Raw genomic sequence first — 19,136 nt, forward strand, 5'->3', positions numbered from 1 at the left:
CCCTGTTCCGTCTTTCAGATTTCGGTATCGGCCGCCTGCTGTGCCGCATTGCCCTGGAGATTGTGCAGGCGAGCGTAAAGGCCGTCGGTGCGCTGTGCAAGCGCCTCATGGGTGCCTTCTTCCACAACCAGCCCGTCCTTCATGACGATGATCTTGTCGGCATTGACGACAGTCGACAGGCGATGGGCGATGACCACCACGGTGCGGCCGCTCATGGCATGATCGAGCGCCTTCTGCACCGCCGCTTCCGATTCGGTATCGAGCGCCGAGGTCGCCTCATCGAGCAGGAGGATCGGCGCCTGGCGCACCAGTGCGCGGGCGATCGACAGCCGCTGCCGCTGGCCGCCCGAGAGCGTCACGCCGTTTTCGCCCACCGGCGTGTCATATCCTTGCGGCTGGGCGAGGATGAAATCGTGCGCATACGCAAGCCGTGCCGCTTCCTCGACCTCGGCATTCGTCGCCTCCGGCCGTCCGTAGCGGATATTGTCCCGGATCGAGCCCTCGAAAAGATAGGGCTGCTGCGAGACATAGGCGAGCCCGTTACGGAGCGATTGCTTGGTCACATGGGCAATGTCCTGCCCGTCGATGAGGATCTGGCCCTGTGCCGGATCGTAGAAGCGCGGGACAAGGCTGATGACGGTCGACTTGCCGGCGCCGGACGGGCCGACGAGCGCCGTCGTCCTGCCGCCTTCGGCGATGAAGCTGACACCCTTGAGGATCTCGTCGCCCTCGCCATAGCTGAACCGCACGTCGCGGAACTCGATCGCCGCCTGGCGAAGGTTGAGAGCGCCGGCATCGGGCTGGTCGTGCTGGTGTGGCACGGTGTCGAGGATTTCGTAGATCATCCGCGCATTGACGACGGCCCGCTCCAGCGAGACTTGCAGCTTGGCCAGCCGCCGTGCCGGGTCATAGGCCATCAGAAGTGCTGCGACGAAGGCGAAGAAGGCGCCCGGCTGCACATCATGATAGATCGAGCGGAACGCCGCATAGGCAAGCACGCTGGCGATGGCGAAGCCGGCAAAGGTTTCCGTCATCGGCGAGGTGCGTTCGCTCAGCCGGGCGATGCGGTTTGCGCGGTTCTCGGCGCGGTCGATAATGGCCTCGACCTTGGTTTTCAGCTGCTTTTCCATCGTAAAGGCCTTGACGATGGTGATGCCCTGGATGGTCTCCTGCATGGCGCCCAGCACATGGCTGTTGATTTCAACCGCCTCGCGTGTCGCCAGCCGCAGGCGCCGCGAAACATAGCGCAGGCCGATCAGGAGTGGCGGCGCGATGACGAAGACGATCAGCGTCAGCAGCCAGTCCTTGCTGATCATCACGCCGATCAGCGCTACCAGTGTCAGGAGGTCGCGCGCCAGCGAGGTGACCGTCATGTTCAGCACATCGCGGATGCCCGAGACGTTCTGGCTGATCTGGGCGGAGATGCGGGCGGAGCGCGCATCGCTGAAATAGCCGACGCTCAGCGCCATCAGATGGGCATAAAGCCGACGCTGATAGCTGGCGACGATATTGTTGCCGATCTTGGAAAGGGCAACCGCCTGGCCATAGGTCGCGAAACCGCGCAGTACGAAGGCGAGAAAAATCGCACCGCAGATATAGATGACGATATCGGCGCGCTTGTTGGCAAAGGCCTCGTTGACCACCGATTCCATGATCCAGGCGGTAAAGGCGGTCGTCAGGGCGACGACGACAAGACAGGCGATCGCGAAAGCATAGCCTCGCACATGGGCGCGCCCGTTTTCGGTAATGACCCGCCTGAGAACCTTGGTGATCGTCTCGCGATCGACGGCAGGCAGCTTCGTCTTGGCTTGTTTCAAGCTGGTTTCCTTAGAGCCCGGCGCAAGGCGGCGCCTTCCTTGCCGGGCTCTATAATCCCTTGATCCGGGTTTGGCGAGTCCGGCCTGTCCGGGGCCTCAGGCGCGCCAGCGCCGTCCCTCGGTCGAGACGCCGAAGCGCAAGGGGGTGCGGGCATAGGCGGCAAGCCCGGAAAGGGCAGCCGTCGGATGGGTCACCACGAAGGTCGGGATGGTCCGAAGCAACTCCGAATGCGGAGCCTTGTCCTCGAAGGCCTGGCGAAATTCCGGCTGTTTCAGCGCCGGCAGGATTTTTTGCGAAATGCCACCGGCGAGAAAGACGCCGCCGCGCGCCATGAAGATCATCGCCATGTCGCCGGCGACCCTGCCGAGATAGGTGGAAAACAACGAAATCGTCTCGACGGCTTTCTCGTCCGCGCCGGAAAGCGCACCGGTCGTCACTGCCGCCGGATCGGCGAGCGTCGGCTCGAATGACAGGGATTCGCAGACGGCCCGGTAGATATTCATGATGCCGCGCCCGCAGAGCAGCTGCTCCGCCGAAATGCGTCCTTCCAGCGGCTCCAGGAAAGGCCAGATCTTGTAATCCCGCGCGCTGCGCGGCCCGACATCCACATGGCCGCCCTCGCCCGGAATGGGAAACCAGGTGTGCCGGGCGTGAAGCAGGCCGGCAACGCCAAGGCCGGTTCCGGGGCCGAGCACGGCGCAGGAGGCGGATTCCAGGACGGTTCCGGGGCCGATCTGCTCACGGCCCTCCTCGCCGATGGAGGCGATGGCAAGCGCCTGCGCCTCGAAATCATTGATGATGATCACGTCTTCCAGCGACAATGCCTCGATCATGTCCTTCGGCCGGATCACCCAGCCGGCATTGGTCAGCGGAATATCGTCGTCATTGACCGGGCCCGCCACGGCAATGATCGCCGAGCGCGGCTGCACCGAGGTTTTGTCGAGAATGCTCGTCTGCAGCGCCTCCTCGATGCTGGCATAGCTGGTCGTCGGGATGATCGGAAACAGCTTCGGCTCGGCAAAGGCGTCGATCAGCAGCGCGAAGCGGGCATTGGTGCCGCCGATATCGCCGATCAGGATCGGGAAGGCGAGGCTGGTTTCTGTATCTGCGGAAGTGAGCATGGGAACGTTCCGTTGAGCACGTGCGGGCGGGGAAGCCGTCAGGGGTGGTGAAAATCGATCAGCCGTTCCGCGGTCGCACGGTTGAGCGCCATCGGAATGTCGTAGACGGTTGCAAGCCGCATCAGCGCCTTGACATCGACGTCATGCGGCATGGCGGTCAAGGGGTCGGTGAAGAAGATCAGCATATGCACGTCGCCGGTGGCGATCATCGCGCCGATCTGCTGGTCGCCGCCGAGCGGCCCGCTCTTCAGCCGGAGCACTTCCAGGCTGGGGCAGGCCTCCTGGACCCGGCCGCCGGTCGTCCCTGTCGCGACGATCTTCCAGCCGGAAAGCTCGGCCTCGTTCGCCTTCGCAAATGCGGCCAGATCATCCTTCTTCTGGTCATGCGCGATCAGCGCGACGCATTTTCGACGGATCATCCGCTTCCCTGCCGTATGGTGGTTTAAATCGATTTGAAGTCCTGTACAGCAATGCCCGGCTTTTGAAAAGACAAGCCGTTCGTCCGGCAGGCAGCCTTATTGCAGCGCCGGTCGCGGCAGCGGAATGGGAACGTCGCCGCCGGGCAGATCGACGGCCTGCGCATTGATGACGCGCTGAATTTCGGCATCGCTCGATTGCGGCTGAGGTGCTGCATAGGCCAATCCGGAATTTGCCATCCCGCCAACCGCCGCCGGTGCGGTAAGCACGGCCGCGCACGCCCTCGGCAGGTCGGAAAGCATGGTGAATCTCGGCTTCACCGGTTTTGCGTTCGGATCCTTCTTGGGCTTTGCCCAGGGTTCCTTGCTGAACCACCAGGCCAGCGATTTGTCGCAGCCATCGCCGCTGGCGACCGGCGCCTGCGCCTTGCAGCCCCTGGCTCCGGGCGGGCAGTGCATGCGGATATGGAAATGCTCGTCATGGCCATAGACCGGGCGCACCTTGCCGAGAAGCGCGCGGTCGCCGTTCCAGGTGTCGCACAGCTTCTTCTTGATGGCCGGGTTGACGAAGACCCGCTCCACCTGTGGATAGCTCGCCGCCTGCATGACGAGCTTCGCATGCGTCGGCGTCCAACGGCCGGGGCTGACCGTCAGGAACTTGCTCTTGTCGAGCATGGAGGTGAAGGGCTTGGTTTCCCTCTCCTCGACCGAGAGCGGCTGCGCCGGCATCGGCGTGAACCAGATATCGGCATCCAGGCCGATCTGGTGGGAGGCATGGCCGGTCAGCATCGGCCCGCCGCGCGGCTGAGAAATATCGCCGATCAGGATGCCGGAGCCCCAGCCAAGGCGAACCGCATCCTGCGAAAACTGTTCGAGCAGCGATACCATGGCCGGATTGCCCCAGCGGCGATTGCGCGACAGGCGCATTGCCTGCCATGTCGGCCCATCCGCGGGTATGGCCACAGCCCCCGCCATGCAGCCCTTGGCATAAAAGCCGATCGGGGCTGGCGAGGCATCGCTCGGAAGCTGGACCTTGCCGAATAGCTGCTTGGCAGGCGTGCCATCGGCGAAAGCAGGCCCGGCCACGGGACCGAGGCCTATCATGGCGGCAAGCCCGATCAACGCCATTTGGCGAATGAAACCCGTTTTCGTAATCGTCATGTCCGTCCGTTCCGATGCCATCCGACGCATGACGCCGGTCGCTGTTTCCAGCTATTAGGTCATGCGGCCTTTGTGTCAGCCTTGTGCCGGGCGAGGATGGTCCAAAAAAAATGCCTGTTTTGAGGCGGCTCCTGTCAATTGCCCGCATTTTGCCTATTCTGTCGCTCAAACAACGAAAAGCATGAACGAACGGGATAAGTTGGCATGATCTTCAGACGCATTCTCACCCTGGCCGCCGCCACGCTCCTGTCGCTTTGCCCGCTGGCCGGTATGGCGCAGGACAAGCTTGAATGGCACGGCGGCACGGCGACGATCGGCGAGCTGAAATACAAGGATGGCTTCGCCCGCTTCGACTATGTCAATCCGGATGCGCCCAAGGGCGGCACGCTCGACCTGACCACCTTCGGAACCTTCGACACGCTCAATCCGCTTCTCGCCAAGGGCGATGTCGGTGCTGGTGTTGCCGGATTGGCATTCGAAACGCTGATGAAGCCGTCGATGGACGAGATCGCCTCGGATTATGGTCTGCTGGCGGAAGCGATTGCCTATCCGGATGATTTTGCCTTCGTGAAATTCCGCCTGCGGGCAGAGGCGAAATGGGCGGACGGAAAACCGGTGACGCCGGAGGATGTCGTCTTCAGCTTCGACATGGTCAAGGCCCATGATCCGCAAAAGGAATTCTACTACAAGCATGTGGTGAAAGCGGAAAAGACCGGCGAGCGCGAAGTGACCTTTACCTTCGACGAGAAGAACAATCGCGAATTGCCCAAGATCGTCGGCGAGCTGGTGATCGTCCCGAAGCACTGGTGGGAGGGCAAGGGAGCCAATGGCGAGACCCGCGATATTTCAAGGACGACGCTCGAAATTCCGATGGGCTCCGGCCCCTACAAGGTCGCAAAGATGACGCCCGGCTCGGTCATCCGCTATGAACTGCGCGATGATTACTGGGGCCGGGACCTCAACGTGAATATCGGCCAGAACAATTTTGGCACGATCACCTATTCCTATTATGCCGATCTCGGCGTGTCCTTCGAGGCGTTCCGCTCCGGCAATGCCGATTACTGGTGGGAGAATTCGGCCAAGCGCTGGGCCACGTCCTATAATTTTCCGGCCGTCAAGGATGGCCGCATCAAGCAGGAGGTCCTCGACAACGACTATCGCAGCAGCGGTGTGCTTGTCGGCTTCATTCCCAATTTGCGCCGCGAAAAATTCAAGGACGAACGGGTGCGCAGGGCGCTCAACTATGCCTTTGATTTCGAGGAGTTGAAGCGGACGATCTTCTACAACCAGTATGATCGCATCGACAGTTTCTTCTTCGGCTCGGAACTCGCCTCAGACGGCCTTCCGCAGGGCCGGGAACTGGAAATCCTCAACGAAATGAAGGATCTGGTTCCGCCGGAGGTCTTCACCACCGAATATCAAAACCCCGTGGGCGGCGACCAGAAGAGGCACAGGGACAATCTTCGCCAGGCGATCGCCCTGTTCAAGGAAGCCGGTTACGAGCTGAAGGAAGGTCGGATGGTCGATGCCAAGACCGGCGAGCCCTTCACCTTCGAGATCCTGCTCGACGGCCCGACGATCGAGGTCGTCGCCCTACCTTTCGCGCAGAACCTGAAGAAGATCGGCGTCGAGGCCCGAGTGCGGACGGTCGATGCATCGCAATTCACCAATCGCTGGCGTTCGCGGGATTTCGACATGATCTATAGCGGTTGGGCCCAATCCCTCAATCCCGGCAATGAGCAGGCCGAATATTGGGGCTCGGCGTCCGCCAAGCGTGATGGTTCGCAAAATTATGCGGGTATCAGCGACCCCGGCGTCGATGCGCTCATCCGCCGGATCATCTTTGCCAAGGATCGCGACGAACTGATCGCCACGACAAAGGTACTCGATCGCGTCTTGCTTGCGCATCACTATGTCATTCCGAGCTATACCGGCCGCTATTCGCGGATCGCCTATTCGGCCAGGCTGCAGCGCCCGGCCGAATTGCCGAAATATGCGGTCGGCTTCCCGACGATCTGGTGGTCGAAACCCGCCGCTGCGCAATGAAAGCCTTGCACAGGGCTCGCCCGCTACAGCAAATGCACAGAGACGAATCAGAACCGGCCCCGCTTACGGCGGGCGTTTCAGGGGAGACCGGCATATTGACGGATGACAGGCGGGTTGCCGAGAGCGGATCGGATCGCATTGCCGGGCCGGCCGGCAGGCGGGAGGCGCGCTGATGGGGGCCTATATCCTGCGGCGGCTGCTTTTGATGATCCCGACGATCGTTGGCATCATGGCCATTTCCTTCGCCGTCATCCAGTTTGCGCCCGGCGGCCCGGTCGAACAGGTGATCGCCGATCTCACCGGGCAGAACCAGGGCAGCGACCGCCTGTCGGGCAGCAGCGGCGATCTCGCCATGCAGGCGGATGATTCCTCCGGCAGATATCGCGGTGCGCAGGGGCTTGATCCCGATTTCATCAAGAAGCTCGAACAGCAGTTCGGCTTCGACAAGCCACCGCTCGAGCGCTTCGGCCAGATGATGTGGGATTATATCCGCTTCGATTTCGGCGAAAGCTTCTTCCGCAATATTTCGGTGATCGACCTGATCCTCGATAAAATGCCGGTGTCGATTTCGCTCGGCCTTTGGATTCTTCTGTTCTCCTACGCGATATCCATTCCGCTCGGCATCAAGAAAGCGATGTCGGACGGCTCCACTTTCGACGTCTGGACCTCGGGCATCATCATCGTCGGCTATGCGGTTCCGGGCTTCCTGTTCGGTATTCTTCTGATCGTGCTGTTCGCCGGCGGATCCTTCTTCGACTGGTTCCCGCTGCGCGGCCTCGTCTCGGACAATTTCGCGCAACTCACCTGGTGGCAGAAGATCCTCGATTATTTCTGGCACATGACCCTGCCTTTGATCACGCTGTTGATGTCGGCCTTCGCCACCACGACGCTGCTCACCAAGAATTCCTTCATCGACGAGATCAAGAAGCAATATGTGACGACGGCAAGGGCCAAGGGCTTGAACGAGCGCCAGGTGCTCTATGGCCACGTCTTTCGCAACGCCATGCTGATCATCATCGCCGGCTTTCCGGCCGCCTTCATTTCGGCCTTCTTCACCGGTGCGCTTCTGACGGAATATATCTTCTCGCTCGACGGTCTTGGCCGTCTTGGCTATGAGGCCGTCGTCAAGCGCGATTATCCGATCGTCTTTGCCACCCTCTACATCTTTTCGCTGATGGGCCTGCTCGTCAGTCTCCTGTCGGACCTGATTTATACCTGGGTCGATCCGCGCATCGATTTCGACCGGAGGGATGTGTGATGACGGATATCGTCTCCGCCAGCCCCGCTCTCGTGACCGGTGCGCCAAGCCGGCTTTCGCCGGTCAACCGCCGCCGCTGGGAGAATTTCAAGGCCAACCGTCGCGGCTACTGGTCGTTCTGGATCTTCCTTGTGCTGTTCGGCCTTAGCCTCTGCGCCGAGTTCATCGCCAATGACAAGCCGGTCATCGCCTCCTACAAGGGTGAAATCCTCGTGCCGGTGCTGGTGGATTATCCGGAGGAAAAATTCGGCGGATTCCTGGCCCAGACCGACTATCGGTCCGATTTCATTCGCGACGAGATCGAGGCCAATGGCTGGATGATCTGGCCGCCGATCCGCTATTCCTACCAGTCCGCCAATTCCAACATCCCGCACTCCGCGCCGACGGCGCCCTTCTGGCTGATGGACAGGCAGGAGCGTTGCTCCGGCTATCCGCAAGGGGCCGACGATCCCGCCTGTACACTGGGCAATCTCAACTGGCTCGGCACCGACGACCAGGCCCGCGACGTGACCGCGCGGATGATCTACGGCTTCCGCATCTCGGTTCTGTTCGGCCTGGCGCTCACCATCGCGTCCGCCGTCGTCGGCGTCACCGCCGGCGCGGTGCAAGGCTATTTCGGCGGCTGGACGGACCTTCTCATGCAGCGCTTCATCGAGATCTGGTCGTCCATGCCGGTTCTCTACATCCTGCTCATCATCGCCGCGATCCTGCCGCCCGGCTTCTTCGTGCTACTCGGCATCATGCTTTTGTTCTCCTGGGTCGGCTTCGTCGGCATCGTGCGGGCCGAATTCCTGCGCGCCCGCAATTTCGAATATGTCCGCGCCGCCCGCGCGCTCGGGGTCGGCAATGCAACGATCATGTTCCGCCACCTCCTGCCCAATGCCATGGTGGCGACGCTGACCTTCCTGCCCTTCATCCTGTCGGGCTCGATTACCACGCTGACATCGCTCGACTTTCTTGGCTTCGGCATGCCGCCGGGCTCCGCCTCGCTCGGCGAACTGATCGCCCAGGGCAAGTCCAACCTGCAGGCACCCTGGCTCGGCCTCACCGCCTTCGTCGTCATGTCGGTCATGCTGTCGCTCCTGATCTTCATCGGCGAAGCCGCCCGCGACGCATTCGATCCGAGGAAGACGTTCCGATGAACCCTGCGCCCCAAGACACACTCCTTTCCGTGCGCGATCTTTCCGTGGCTTTCCACCAGGGCGGCAAGACGACGGTGGCGGTCGATCATGTCTCCTTCGATATCCGGCGCGGCGAAGTCGTGGCGTTGGTCGGCGAGTCCGGCTCCGGCAAGTCGGTATCCGCCAATTCCATCCTCAAGCTCCTGCCCTATCCGGCTGCCAGCCATCCGAGCGGCGAAATCCTCTTCAACGGCAAGGACCTGATGACGGCATCGGACGCGGAACTGCGCCAGGTGCGCGGCAACGACATCACGATGATCTTCCAGGAGCCGATGACATCGCTCAATCCGCTGCATTCGATCGAGCGGCAGATCGCCGAAATCCTCGATCTGCACCAGGGCATCACCGGGGCGCAAGCGCGCACCTGCGTGCTCGAACTGCTCAACCAGGTCGGCATTCGCGAGCCTGAAAAACGGCTTGCCGCCTATCCGCATGAGCTTTCCGGCGGCCAGCGCCAGCGGGTGATGATCGCCATGGCGCTCGCCAACCGGCCCGAACTCCTGATCGCCGACGAACCGACCACGGCGCTTGATGTGACGGTGCAGGCGCAAATTCTGGAGCTTTTGAAGACGCTCAAGGACGAGCACGGCATGTCGATGCTGTTCATCACCCATGATCTCGGCATCGTCCGCAAGATCGCCGACCGGGTCTGCGTCATGACGAAGGGCAAGATCGTCGAGACCGGGCCGACAGCGGAGATTTTTGGCAATCCGCAGCATGCCTATACCCGCCACCTGCTCGCCTCCGAGCCCAAGGGCGCGCCACCCGTCTCCGACGTGACGAAGCCGGTGGTGATCGAGGCGAAGGACATGAAGGTCTGGTTCCCGATCAAGGCGGGCTTCCTGCGCAAGGTGGTCGATCACGTCAAGGCTGTCGACGGCATCGACCTGACGCTGCGCGCCGGCCAGACGCTCGGCGTCGTCGGCGAATCCGGCTCCGGCAAGACGACGCTCGGCCTGGCGCTGACGCGACTGATCTCCTCGCAAGGCCGGATCGGCTTCATCGGCAATGAGATAGCCGGCTATTCGTTCAAGCAGATGCGGCCCCTGCGCAATCGCATGCAGATCGTCTTCCAGGACCCCTTCGGTTCGCTCAGCCCCCGCATGGCGGTGAGCGATATCATCGCCGAAGGCCTGAAAGTGCATGAGCCCGCGCTTTCCGACAAGGAGCGCGACGCCCGTGTCGCGGCAGCGCTCGAGGAGGTAGGCCTCGATGCGGCGACGCGCTGGCGCTATCCGCATGAATTTTCCGGCGGCCAGCGCCAGCGCATCGCCATTGCCCGCGCCATGGTGCTGAAGCCACAATTCGTCATGCTCGACGAACCGACCTCCGCCCTGGATATGAGCGTACAGGCGCAGGTCGTCGATCTCCTGCGTGATTTGCAGGCGAAACATTCGCTCGCCTATCTGTTCATCAGCCACGACCTGAAGGTGGTGCGGGCGCTTGCCAATGACATGATCGTCATGCGGCTCGGCAAGGTGGTCGAGCAGGGGCCGTCCGAGCGCATCTTCACAGCGCCGCAGGAAGACTATACCAAGGCGCTGATGGCCGCCGCCTTCAACATGGAAGCGGTCGATGCCGCCGCAATCCGCCAATAGAGTTTCGTCCATGCCCGCCAGAAGCCCCGTCATCGTCGATCTGAAATTCATTCCGCGTGAGGTGGAAGAGGCGCTGAAAGGTGCTTTCCCGGACCGGGAGGTCATCAATCTCGCCGACCCCGCCCATAAGTCCCGCGATCTTTCCGGCATTGACTATGCCGTCGTGTGGAAATCCGATCCGGATCTGTTTTCCCGCGCACCGGATCTGAAGGTCGTGTTTTCCGGCGGTGCCGGCGTCGATCACGTGCTGACGCTTCCAGGCCTCCCGGATGTGCCGCTGGTCCGTTTCGTCGACCGCAGCCTGACGATGCGGATGAGCGAATGGGTGGTCCTGCAATGCCTGCTGCATCTGCGCCAGCATCGCGCCTATGAGACGCGCGCCCGCGCCCATCTCTGGGAGGATTTGAGCCAGCCGGAGGCCGCCGACGTCACGGTCGGCGTCATGGGGCTCGGTGTGCTCGGGCAGGATGCGATCCGCAAGCTTTCCGTGATGGGCTTCAGGACCATCGGCTGGTCGCGCTCGAAAAAGTCGATCGACGGCGTGGAATGCTTTTCCGGCGACGAACTCGATGCCTTCCTCGCAAAGACCGATTTCCTTGTCGGCCTTCTGCCGCTGACGCCGGAGACGAAGGGCATTTTTAACGCGACGCTGTTTTCCAGGCTCAGCCGCAAGGGGCCGTTCGGCGCCCCGGTCTTCATCAATGGCGGCCGCGGCGGCAGCCAGGTGGAGGTGGATATTCTGGCAGCTCTGCAATCCGGCGTGCTGGGTGGCGCCTCGCTCGATGTGTTCGAGCGCGAGCCTTTGGCAAAAGACAGCCCGTTTTGGGAGATGGACACTGTCTATGTCACCCCGCATGTGGCCGCCTCATCGGACGTCAGGGCGCTGTTTTCGCATGCCGAGCATCAGATTGGTCGCTTGGAAAGCGGCCAGCCGCTGCAGCATCTGGTGGATCGCAAAGTCGGCTATTGATCAGGGGCGGCGATAGGCCGTCGGCTGCTGGTAGAGCCAGCCGATGCGCTTGATCGCCTCCTCCAGTCCCTCATGCGAAACATTCATCGTATGGCCGTTTGCATGCAGCAGCGTCTTTTCGTCTTCCATGATCGCCACATGGCCCTTCCAGAAAACGAGATCGCCGCGCCGCAGTTCCTCGCGCCCGATCGGTGTTCCGAGCCCGCTTGCCTGCATGTCGGTGTCGCGCGGCGCGGTCCGCCCGGCCATCATCATCGACAATTGCACCAGGCCGGAGCAATCGATGCCGAAACCGGACCGCCCGCCCCAGAGATAGGGCGTCTCTAGAAACCGCTCGGCAATATCCACATAATCGCCGGAAAGCGGCTTTCCGGCTTCGGCGCAATGATTGGCGATGATGGCTTGTCCGCCTTCCATCAGGAAATAGCGCGTGCCGCGTGTCTCCCGCTCATCGACGACGGCGATCCGGTTGCCCATGGAAAGCGCCTGCACGGTCGGGAATTTGAGGTCCGGCCCTGAATAGACGAAGGTTCGAGGCGCGGTGACGATATGCGTCAGGCTGCGGATGACCGGCGAGACGGCATAGTCCGGGATATAGCCGACATAGCCGTCAAAATCCGCCTTCACCCAGGCCCAGCCGCCATCCGTGTCGAGCACGCGCACGGTCTCGCCCAGCAGCAGTTCGTTGTCGGTGCCGCATTCCAGGTCGGGCCTTGCCCGCATCTGCACGACCGGCACGCAGATCAGCCCCGGCGAACCCGCGACATATTGGGTTGCCTTGACGGTGCCGCGAAGGCGCTCCTCGGCGAGGTCGTTTCGATAGGCATTCAGCCGGCGGTCGGGAAGGTCTGACATGGAGCCTCAGATAGACAGTTTGCGGCCCTGATCAATGATCAGGTCGCCGAGTTTTTCAAGATAGAGCGCGCCGTTCACGGTGCGCTTGATGATCACATTGCGCTTGTCGCGTTCGTCGCGCATCCGGGAAACGAGGCCGAGATCGCCCATCGTGTCGAGCGCCCGGGTGATCACCGGCTTGGTGACGCCGAGAATGCCGGCGAGCCCGCGCACCGTGTGCGGCGGCGGAACGAGATAGATATGCAGCAGGATGGAAATCTGCCGCAGCGTCAGGTCGCGATTGTCGATCCTGACCTGTTCCAGCGAAACGCCATGCCAGAGGTTCAGCGCCTGGGAAGCTGACAGTTCGACCGGCATCGGACACCCCGTGGTTCACGTGCGGGAGTCTAGCGCAGGGTCGTTACGGAACCGTTACGTGATTCACAGTCGCGAGATGTCTTTCTCGATTCGTGTCAGATGCGCCGCGCGTTTCTCCGCGGTGGCCCGGTCCATATCGTGCAGCGCGATCATCCGGAAATTGAGCTTCCTGGCGCAGAAGGCGGCAATGCCGCGTTTCAGGAGCCGCCGGACCGGATTGCCCATATAGAGCCTGACCACCCACCAGGGCGATCCTGTTGTCGTCAGCGCCCAGAACAGCTTGATATGGGTGAGCCGGGGAATGATGCGGCCACCGGTCGCCTCGTGGTCGAAGGCGATGCCGGGCGCAAAGACACGGTCGAAAAAGCCCTTGAGGATGGCGGGGAAATTGAACCACCATTGCGGAAAGACCAGGATCAGCCCGTCCGCCGCCAGCAGGCGCTCGACATAGCCATCGACTGCGGATGTGTCGTAGGGCCTGTCGAAATAGCCTCGCCGTTCGCTTTCGCTGAGCAGCGGATCGAATTTCTCCGCGTAGAGATCGATGAGGTCGACGCTGTGGCCGTTCCGCTCCAGCGCCGCCTTTGCCGTGGCAGCCGTGCCGGCTGCAAAACTATCGGCGAGCGGATGGGCAAGGATGATGAGGATGCGCATGGGGCTATTCCCGAAGGCGGTACGTTCAGAACAAGCTGCCCTGTTTCGGCGGATCGGCCGGGGTCGGTTTTTCGGGCCGCTTCTTCTGTGAAGGTGGCGTCGTCGTCCCCTCGGTCGTCACGGCATTGATCGATCCGTCGGCGAATTCCACGGCAATGGCCTGATGGAGGGAAAGGGCGGCAGCCGATTTCACCGGCAGGCCGGAACCGTCGCGCACCAGCGCATAGCCGCGTTTCAACACATTGCGATAGGAAAGCGACTGGAGGATGCGATCCTGCGCCATGACCTCGCCGCGCCAGCGCCTGAGATCGCCGGCGAGCGCCCCGTCCGCCTTTCCCATGAGACCGGCAACCCGGTCCCTCGACCGGTGGATTTGCCCGACCAGCCGCGCCGGCAGCGCGCGCAGGGCCGCATCCGCCGATGAGATCCGTGTCTCGAAGCGCTGGATCGAGCGTTCGACCACGCGTTCGGCGCGGATCATCCGCTCCTCGATCGTCCTGCGGCGCTCAGAAATGCGGTTCGAAAGCATGTCCGGGCGCAAGTGCGCCGCCATGCGTTCGAACAGACGCCGCTTATTGGCCGTGTTCATCTGTAGCCCGCGCCCAAGCCCGAGCGACGCCTCGTCGAATCGACGGCGCGGCAGGGCAAGCAGTTGATCGAGCGACGGCAGTGCCCGGGTCAGTGCGCGCAGGCCCTGGCGTCTGTCGTCCATCCTGCGGGTCACGGCTGCCTTCAGCCGGGCCGATCGCGCCGAAACCGCCGCTTCCAGATCCGCCTTCACCGGCACCGCCATTTCCGCGGCCCCGGTCGGCGTCGGCGCCCGCTGGTCGCTGGCATAATCGATCAGCGTCCAGTCGGTTTCGTGACCGACGGCCGAGATCAGCGGAATCTGCGAATTGGCCGCAGCACGCACCACCGCCTCGTCGTTGAAGCTCCAGAGATCTTCCAGGCTGCCGCCGCCGCGCGCGACGATCAGCACGTCCGGGCGGGCAAACGGGCCATCCACGGCAAAGCCATTGAAGCCCTCGATCGCGGCGGCCACCTCATTGCCCGAACCTTCGCCCTGCACGCGCACCGGCCAGACGATCACATGCACGGGGAAACGGTCGGATATCCGGTGGAGGATATCGCGGATGACGGCGCCGGTGGGTGAGGTGACGACGCCGATGACGCGCGGCATATAGGGCAGGGGGCGTTTGCGGGCCGGATCGAACAGGCCCTCGGCGCCAAGCTTGCGCTTGCGCTCCTCGATCAGCGCCATCAGCGCGCCCGCGCCTGCCGGCTCCAGCGTCTCGATGACGATCTGGTATTTCGACGAACCGGGGAAAGTCGTCACCTTGCCGGTGGCGATCACCTCCATGCCTTCCTCCGGCCGGAACTTCAGCCGGCCCATCGTGCCCTTCCAGATCACGGCATCGATGCGGGCCTTGTCGTCCTTCAGCGAAAAATAGGCATGTCCCGAGGAATGCGGGCCGCGATAACCCGAAATCTCGCCGCGCACCCGCACCTGGTCGAACGCCTGCTCTACCGTTCGCTTGATCGAGCCGGACAGTTCCGAAACCGAATATTCGGCGAGATTGCTGGGCGAATCATTGTCGAAGAAGGAACTCATGCGCCCATTTTGACGCGCCCCGCCGCAGATGACCAGCCGCCGGCGCACACGCTCAACAGGCCTTTCTCCATCCCCGTCCGTCCCCGGTCGTTGAAACCATGCGCATGATTGTATCCGTGACCATCAACAGCGAGGACCAGATCATGCCCGACCGCTTCTCCAGCAATGCTCCCTCCCTTACCAGCCCGGCGACCCATGCCTTTGCCGTGACGCCGAATGACGGCGCCGACCTGCCCGAGGCGACCAGGGCGCTCTATGTCGGCACGGGCGGCGCGCTCGCCCTGCGTCTTTTGTCCGGCCAGTCGGTCGTCTTCACCGGCCTTGCCGGCGGCAGCATCCTGCCGGTGCGCGCCGATCGCGTCCTTGCGACAGGCACAACGGCATCCGCCATCCTGGGTCTCGTCTGATGCTGTCGCTCGGTCTCGCCTTGAGCCCCGGCTTCCAGCCATCGTCCTGGTTTGCGGATACGGCGCTTGCAGCGCCGGATGTTTCCGACGGCATCGCCAAGCCGCCGGCCTTCATCGCCGATTTTCGAAGGGGGCGCCATGCGCTGACATCTGTTCCTCCGGCCAATATTCCCTCGGCTCCGGTCGAGGCACTGGTCGCGCCCCAGCCGGCGGATTTCGCCGCACTGTTTTCGTTCACGCGTGCGTCACCCGCCGAATATGTCGATGCGTCCGGCGCAGCGTTTCAGGCGCCGGTCGATACGCCGCGCTTCGACCATCGCAATGGCTATCCGCAACTGCTTCTCGAAGGGCCGGCCACCAATCTCTTCCTGAATTCCCATGCGCCGGCAACGCAAATAATCGCCGTTGTCAGCGGCATGCAATATACGGTCTCCTGCCGGGGTGCCGGGTCGCTCACGCTTTCCGGCGCAGCGAGCGGGTCGGTGACGCAAGCATCGCCACAGACCTTTACCGCCGCGACGGCGAGCCTGTCGGTGACCGTCTCGATCTCTCTCAGCCGCGCCCAAGTGGAGGCTGGTGCAAGCGCCAGCTCGTTTGTGCAGACGGGGGCCTCGCCAGCCACGCGCGCTGCCGATAGCTGCCGGTTTTCGCCGGCGGCGGAAGCGTTGGCGCAGAAAACCGCGGCCACCGTGCTCGTCAGGGGAGAGGGCATCACCGGTTCTCTCGGCCGGCTTGTCGGAGCCAGCGCCAGCGATGAGATCATCCGGCTGAACACGCCGCAAACGGCGGTTCTGAGCGGCACGACGCTGGCGCTGGCCGCCGTGACGACACCGCTTCCGGCTTTCGGGCTCAGTCTTTCGTGGAACGGTTCCGGCCGGAGCGGCAGCTACAACGGCTCCGCCGCCGTCTCGGAAGCAACCGTGCCGGCGGCCTCGGGTCAGATCTTTCTCGGGCGCAGCCAGGCCGGCCTGTTTGCCTCCGGCCGCTACGACAGCCTGACGATCTGGCCCTTCCGGGCCACCAATGCCGCGCTCCAGGCGAAATCCACCGCCTATATCTGACGACCGGCTTGCAGGTGCCTCACGTAAAATCGAGAGGCCGGTGAAACTTCCGGCCTCTCTCCGTCGTTACGCATCAGGAAATTAAGCGGATATTAGCAAGCCAGGGGCAAACTTCCCGGCCTAGGCATGTCGGGCAGAAATGTGCAGCGGTTTTGCGATAGCGACATGCGGGGAATGATGGACTAGTGCGCGGCAAGCGAAACTGAAAGATCGCGCCGCGCTTTAGGATGAAGCGCAGGAGAACGGCATGCTCGTCTTGACCGCATTTGCAATCGGGGTTCTTTCGGCCGCCACACGCTCCGCCTTCGGCTGCATTCTCGCCGGCCTGCTGATCGTTGCCATGTTTTTCCTCGTGACATTGGTCGCGGAAGTTTCCGGCCTTGCCCTGGTTTCGGCCCTGCTTGCCTATAATGTCGGCATCGCCGCCGCGATCGTCTCGGCGTTCATTGCCACGCCCGGCCATCGGGCCTAGCGCGGCCATTCTTCCCTTTCGGCCGGATTCTGGTCAGACCCCTTCCCAGCCGTCCTTGTCGCTTGCCCTGTAGATGGCGTCGATCAGCTTCTGGTTGAGCGCCGAGCTCTCCAGCGTCACGACATCTTCGCTTTCTCCCTTCGCTGCCCGCGAAAATGCTTCCGCCTGCAGCTTGTACTGGCGCGCATCCTGGAAGCGGAAGAGCTGGGATTGCGAATGGTTCTGGTTGGTCAGTTCCACTTCCTCGGCGCCATAACGGTCGGCATTGAACGGCGACTTGACCTCGATGAAACCCTTCTCGCCATGGAAGACCATGATCTGGCGGGCGGCGAGCTGGGTGGAAATGTAGAAGCTCAGCTCGAAATCGCCGAAATCGGCCCGCACGCTCGAATAGATGTCGGTGCCGAATTCGGCGTCGCGCTCGGTGGTCGCCTGGACGCGCAACGGCTCCTTGCCGGTGACGAAGCGCGTCGAGATGGTCGGATAGACGCCGATATCGGGCAGTCCGCCACCGCCGAGTTCCGGGATGTTGCGCATATTGCCGGCATCGCGGTTGTAATAGGTGAACGCGCCCTGGACATGGCGCAGCCGGCCGATCGCGCCCTCCTCGAGAAGGGCGCGGACCTTGCGCCAGACGGGGCTGTAGGTGACCATATAGGCCTCCGAGATCAGCACCTTGTTGCGGTCGCGCGCCTCGATCAGCGCCTCGATCTGCGAGGCCTTCAGCGCGATCGGCTTTTCGCAAAGCACGTGCTTGCCGGCATTGGCGGCCCTGATCGTCCATTCAACATGCTGCGAGGTCGGCAGCGGAATATAGACCGCGTCGATCAGATCGCTCGCCAGCATGTCGTCATAGGAGCCGAAGGCATGCGGCACGGAAAACCGGTCCGCCATCGCCCGGGCCCTCGGCAGGTCGCGGCTGGCGATGGCGGTGACGACGCAGTTCTCCGCGTCCTGGATCGCCGGAACCACGAGTTCGCGGCCGATCTTCGCCGTAGACAGAATACCAAAACGCAACATGCCATCCTCCATTCGTTGGCTGCACCCTATCCATGAGGTACGTGCCTATCAAGCACTGGAGAAGCGAATAAATTCGAGCGCCGCATGTAAAACCGCGCTACCCTGCCTTATGTGCGTGGGGCATGCCATCGCCCCTGACCGATTCCCCCTACCCGGAGCATTTTCATGGAAAAGCGAATTCTCGGCCGCACCGGCCTGTCGATCGCGCCGCTGGTGTTTGGCGGCAATGTCTTTGGCTGGACGGCCGATGAGAAGACCTCCTTTGAACTTCTGGATGCCTTCTTCGACGCGGGCTTCAACGCCATCGACACGGCGGACGCCTATTCCAACTGGGTCCCCGGCAATAGCGGCGGCGAATCCGAGACGATCATCGGCAAATGGCTGAAGCAGTCGGGACGTTCACGCGACGAGGCGGTGATCATCACCAAGGTCGGCTGGGACATGGGGCCGGGCCGAAACGGCCTGTCCGAAAAATGGATCCTGCAGGCCGTGGAGGATTCGCTGCGGCGTCTCAAGACCGATCATATCGACCTCTATCTGTCGCACCGGCCGGATCCCGAAACACCCTATGAGGAAACCCTGCGCGCCTATGAAAGGCTGATCGGCGACGGCAAGGTGCGCCATGTCGGCGCCTCCAATCTCGATGCGGGCCAGTTGCGCGACGCACTCGACGTCTCGGCCGCCAACAACCTGCCGCGCTATGATGTGCTGCAGCCGGAATATAATCTCTACGATCGCGCCGCCTTCGACGGGCCACTGCGCAATCTGTGCGTGAGCGAGGAGATTGGCGTTATCTCGTATTTCGGCCTGGCACGCGGCTTTCTTTCCGGCAAATACCGCTCGCACAAGGATCTCGAAGGCTCGGCCCGCGGCAGTGGCGTCGGCAAATATCTCGACGGCCGCGGCATGCGCATTCTCGGCGCTCTGGACGAAGTGGCCGCCGATACCGGCAATACCCAGGCCGAGATCGCCCTTGCCTGGATCATGGCGCGCAAGGGCGTCACCGCGCCGATCGCCAGCGCCACCACCATGGCGCAATTGCAGAGCCTGGTGAAATCAGCCTCCATCACCCTGTCCGACGAGGCCTGCCGCCTGCTGAACGAAGCCAGCGAATAGGCTCGGCAAGGCC

At 62.6% G+C, this 19,136-nt stretch carries 18 protein-coding genes; 9 read left to right on the top strand and 9 right to left on the bottom strand.

Annotated elements, in window-relative coordinates; all coding sequences use genetic code 11:
* Nucleotides 1–14 precede the first annotated feature (14 nt).
* The 4 genes from ASD31_RS21065 to mepA form a co-directional block, all read right to left on the bottom strand.
* Nucleotides 15–1,817, bottom strand: a complete 1,803-nt coding sequence (locus ASD31_RS21065; RefSeq protein ID WP_056338740.1) for an ABC transporter ATP-binding protein — start codon at nucleotides 1,815–1,817, stop codon at nucleotides 15–17.
* Nucleotides 1,818–1,913: 96 nt separating this feature from the next.
* The gene (locus tag ASD31_RS21070; RefSeq protein WP_056338743.1) at nucleotides 1,914–2,939 is read right to left on the bottom strand and encodes a glucokinase; all 1,026 of its coding nucleotides are present in this window, start codon (nucleotides 2,937–2,939) and stop codon (nucleotides 1,914–1,916) included.
* A 38-nt stretch (nucleotides 2,940–2,977) separates the two neighbouring features.
* Nucleotides 2,978–3,358 (bottom strand): methylglyoxal synthase, encoded by a 381-nt coding sequence (locus tag ASD31_RS21075; RefSeq protein WP_056338746.1) that lies wholly within the window; start codon nucleotides 3,356–3,358, stop codon nucleotides 2,978–2,980.
* Nucleotides 3,359–3,454: 96 nt separating this feature from the next.
* On the bottom strand, nucleotides 3,455–4,516 hold the full coding sequence (gene mepA, locus ASD31_RS21080) for a penicillin-insensitive murein endopeptidase (RefSeq protein WP_056339133.1): 1,062 nt from the start codon (nucleotides 4,514–4,516) through the stop codon (nucleotides 3,455–3,457).
* A 204-nt stretch (nucleotides 4,517–4,720) separates the two neighbouring features.
* Between mepA and ASD31_RS21085 the strand changes: the two genes are divergently transcribed.
* The 5 genes from ASD31_RS21085 (at nucleotide 4,721) to ASD31_RS21105 (ending at nucleotide 11,569) form a co-directional block, all read left to right on the top strand.
* Nucleotides 4,721–6,562, top strand: coding sequence for an extracellular solute-binding protein (locus ASD31_RS21085; protein WP_056338750.1), 1,842 nt, complete (start codon nucleotides 4,721–4,723; stop codon nucleotides 6,560–6,562).
* Nucleotides 6,563–6,734: 172 nt separating this feature from the next.
* The gene (locus tag ASD31_RS21090; protein WP_056338753.1) at nucleotides 6,735–7,820 is read left to right on the top strand and encodes a microcin C ABC transporter permease YejB; all 1,086 of its coding nucleotides are present in this window, start codon (nucleotides 6,735–6,737) and stop codon (nucleotides 7,818–7,820) included.
* A complete protein-coding gene (locus tag ASD31_RS21095) occupies nucleotides 7,820–8,962 on the top strand; it encodes an ABC transporter permease (protein WP_056338756.1) in 1,143 nt (380 codons plus the stop codon). The genes ASD31_RS21090 and ASD31_RS21095 overlap by 1 nt, the downstream gene beginning before the upstream one ends.
* Entirely contained in the window at nucleotides 8,959–10,599 is a 1,641-nt protein-coding gene (locus tag ASD31_RS21100; RefSeq protein WP_056338759.1) for an ABC transporter ATP-binding protein, read from the top strand. Before ASD31_RS21095 ends, ASD31_RS21100 begins: the two co-directional genes overlap by 4 nt.
* A gap of 10 nt (nucleotides 10,600–10,609) precedes the next feature.
* Nucleotides 10,610–11,569 (top strand): 2-hydroxyacid dehydrogenase, encoded by a 960-nt coding sequence (locus ASD31_RS21105; protein WP_056339135.1) that lies wholly within the window; start codon nucleotides 10,610–10,612, stop codon nucleotides 11,567–11,569.
* Here the strand turns inward: ASD31_RS21105 and ASD31_RS21110 are convergent, their stop codons facing one another.
* From ASD31_RS21110 to xseA, 4 genes are all read right to left on the bottom strand, one after another.
* Entirely contained in the window at nucleotides 11,570–12,424 is an 855-nt protein-coding gene (locus ASD31_RS21110) for an NlpC/P60 family protein (protein ID WP_056338763.1), read from the bottom strand.
* Between the two features lie 6 nt (nucleotides 12,425–12,430).
* Complete coding sequence (locus tag ASD31_RS21115) at nucleotides 12,431–12,781, bottom strand: MarR family winged helix-turn-helix transcriptional regulator (protein WP_056338766.1); 351 nt, start codon at nucleotides 12,779–12,781, stop codon at nucleotides 12,431–12,433.
* A gap of 63 nt (nucleotides 12,782–12,844) precedes the next feature.
* On the bottom strand, nucleotides 12,845–13,435 hold the full coding sequence (locus tag ASD31_RS21120) for an NAD(P)H-dependent oxidoreductase (RefSeq protein WP_056338768.1): 591 nt from the start codon (nucleotides 13,433–13,435) through the stop codon (nucleotides 12,845–12,847).
* 25 nt (nucleotides 13,436–13,460) lie between these two features.
* A complete protein-coding gene (gene xseA / locus ASD31_RS21125) occupies nucleotides 13,461–15,047 on the bottom strand; it encodes an exodeoxyribonuclease VII large subunit (RefSeq protein ID WP_056339136.1) in 1,587 nt (528 codons plus the stop codon).
* Between the two features lie 104 nt (nucleotides 15,048–15,151).
* On the opposite strand from xseA, the gene ASD31_RS21130 reads away from it, so the two are divergent.
* The 3 genes from ASD31_RS21130 to ASD31_RS21140 all read left to right on the top strand — a co-directional run bounded on the left by ASD31_RS21130 (nucleotide 15,152) and on the right by ASD31_RS21140 (nucleotide 16,987).
* Nucleotides 15,152–15,454 (top strand): hypothetical protein, encoded by a 303-nt coding sequence (locus ASD31_RS21130; protein ID WP_413813827.1) that lies wholly within the window; start codon nucleotides 15,152–15,154, stop codon nucleotides 15,452–15,454.
* Nucleotides 15,454–16,515, top strand: a complete 1,062-nt coding sequence (locus ASD31_RS21135) for a hypothetical protein (protein ID WP_056338770.1) — start codon at nucleotides 15,454–15,456, stop codon at nucleotides 16,513–16,515. Before ASD31_RS21130 ends, ASD31_RS21135 begins: the two co-directional genes overlap by 1 nt.
* 247 nt (nucleotides 16,516–16,762) lie before the next feature.
* On the top strand, nucleotides 16,763–16,987 hold the full coding sequence (locus ASD31_RS21140; protein WP_056338772.1) for a hypothetical protein: 225 nt from the start codon (nucleotides 16,763–16,765) through the stop codon (nucleotides 16,985–16,987).
* Between the two features lie 33 nt (nucleotides 16,988–17,020).
* On the opposite strand, the gene ASD31_RS21145 is transcribed toward ASD31_RS21140, so the two are convergent.
* Complete coding sequence (locus tag ASD31_RS21145; RefSeq protein WP_056339140.1) at nucleotides 17,021–18,007, bottom strand: Gfo/Idh/MocA family protein; 987 nt, start codon at nucleotides 18,005–18,007, stop codon at nucleotides 17,021–17,023.
* Between the two features lie 165 nt (nucleotides 18,008–18,172).
* Here ASD31_RS21145 and ASD31_RS21150 point away from each other — a divergent pair, with 165 nt between their 5' ends.
* Nucleotides 18,173–19,123: an aldo/keto reductase gene (locus tag ASD31_RS21150; RefSeq protein WP_056338775.1), complete on the top strand. Its 951-nt coding sequence runs from the start codon at nucleotides 18,173–18,175 to the stop codon at nucleotides 19,121–19,123.
* Nucleotides 19,124–19,136: the final 13 nt, after the last annotated feature.

It is taken from the genome of Rhizobium sp. Root482, from assembly GCF_001426565.1.
Classification (GTDB): Bacteria; Pseudomonadota; Alphaproteobacteria; order Rhizobiales; family Rhizobiaceae; genus Pararhizobium.

What these genes read in the sequence shown, in the direction of transcription:
- ASD31_RS21070 (WP_056338743.1), bottom strand. Translation starts at nt 2,939, where the DNA reads ATGCTCACTTCCGCAGATACAGAAACCAGCCTCGCCTTCCCGATCCTG.
- ASD31_RS21075 (WP_056338746.1), bottom strand. Translation starts at nt 3,358, where the DNA reads ATGATCCGTCGAAAATGCGTCGCGCTGATCGCGCATGACCAGAAGAAG.
- mepA (WP_056339133.1), bottom strand. Translation starts at nt 4,516, where the DNA reads ATGACGATTACGAAAACGGGTTTCATTCGCCAAATGGCGTTGATCGGG.
- ASD31_RS21085 (WP_056338750.1), top strand. Translation starts at nt 4,721, where the DNA reads ATGATCTTCAGACGCATTCTCACCCTGGCCGCCGCCACGCTCCTGTCG.
- ASD31_RS21090 (WP_056338753.1), top strand. Translation starts at nt 6,735, where the DNA reads ATGGGGGCCTATATCCTGCGGCGGCTGCTTTTGATGATCCCGACGATC.
- ASD31_RS21095 (WP_056338756.1), top strand. Translation starts at nt 7,820, where the DNA reads ATGACGGATATCGTCTCCGCCAGCCCCGCTCTCGTGACCGGTGCGCCA.
- ASD31_RS21100 (WP_056338759.1), top strand. Translation starts at nt 8,959, where the DNA reads ATGAACCCTGCGCCCCAAGACACACTCCTTTCCGTGCGCGATCTTTCC.
- ASD31_RS21105 (WP_056339135.1), top strand. Translation starts at nt 10,610, where the DNA reads ATGCCCGCCAGAAGCCCCGTCATCGTCGATCTGAAATTCATTCCGCGT.
- ASD31_RS21110 (WP_056338763.1), bottom strand. Translation starts at nt 12,424, where the DNA reads ATGTCAGACCTTCCCGACCGCCGGCTGAATGCCTATCGAAACGACCTC.
- ASD31_RS21115 (WP_056338766.1), bottom strand. Translation starts at nt 12,781, where the DNA reads ATGCCGGTCGAACTGTCAGCTTCCCAGGCGCTGAACCTCTGGCATGGC.
- ASD31_RS21120 (WP_056338768.1), bottom strand. Translation starts at nt 13,435, where the DNA reads ATGCGCATCCTCATCATCCTTGCCCATCCGCTCGCCGATAGTTTTGCA.
- xseA (WP_056339136.1), bottom strand. Translation starts at nt 15,047, where the DNA reads ATGAGTTCCTTCTTCGACAATGATTCGCCCAGCAATCTCGCCGAATAT.
- ASD31_RS21130 (WP_413813827.1), top strand. Translation starts at nt 15,152, where the DNA reads ATGATTGTATCCGTGACCATCAACAGCGAGGACCAGATCATGCCCGAC.
- ASD31_RS21135 (WP_056338770.1), top strand. Translation starts at nt 15,454, where the DNA reads ATGCTGTCGCTCGGTCTCGCCTTGAGCCCCGGCTTCCAGCCATCGTCC.
- ASD31_RS21140 (WP_056338772.1), top strand. Translation starts at nt 16,763, where the DNA reads ATGCTCGTCTTGACCGCATTTGCAATCGGGGTTCTTTCGGCCGCCACA.
- ASD31_RS21145 (WP_056339140.1), bottom strand. Translation starts at nt 18,007, where the DNA reads ATGTTGCGTTTTGGTATTCTGTCTACGGCGAAGATCGGCCGCGAACTC.
- ASD31_RS21150 (WP_056338775.1), top strand. Translation starts at nt 18,173, where the DNA reads ATGGAAAAGCGAATTCTCGGCCGCACCGGCCTGTCGATCGCGCCGCTG.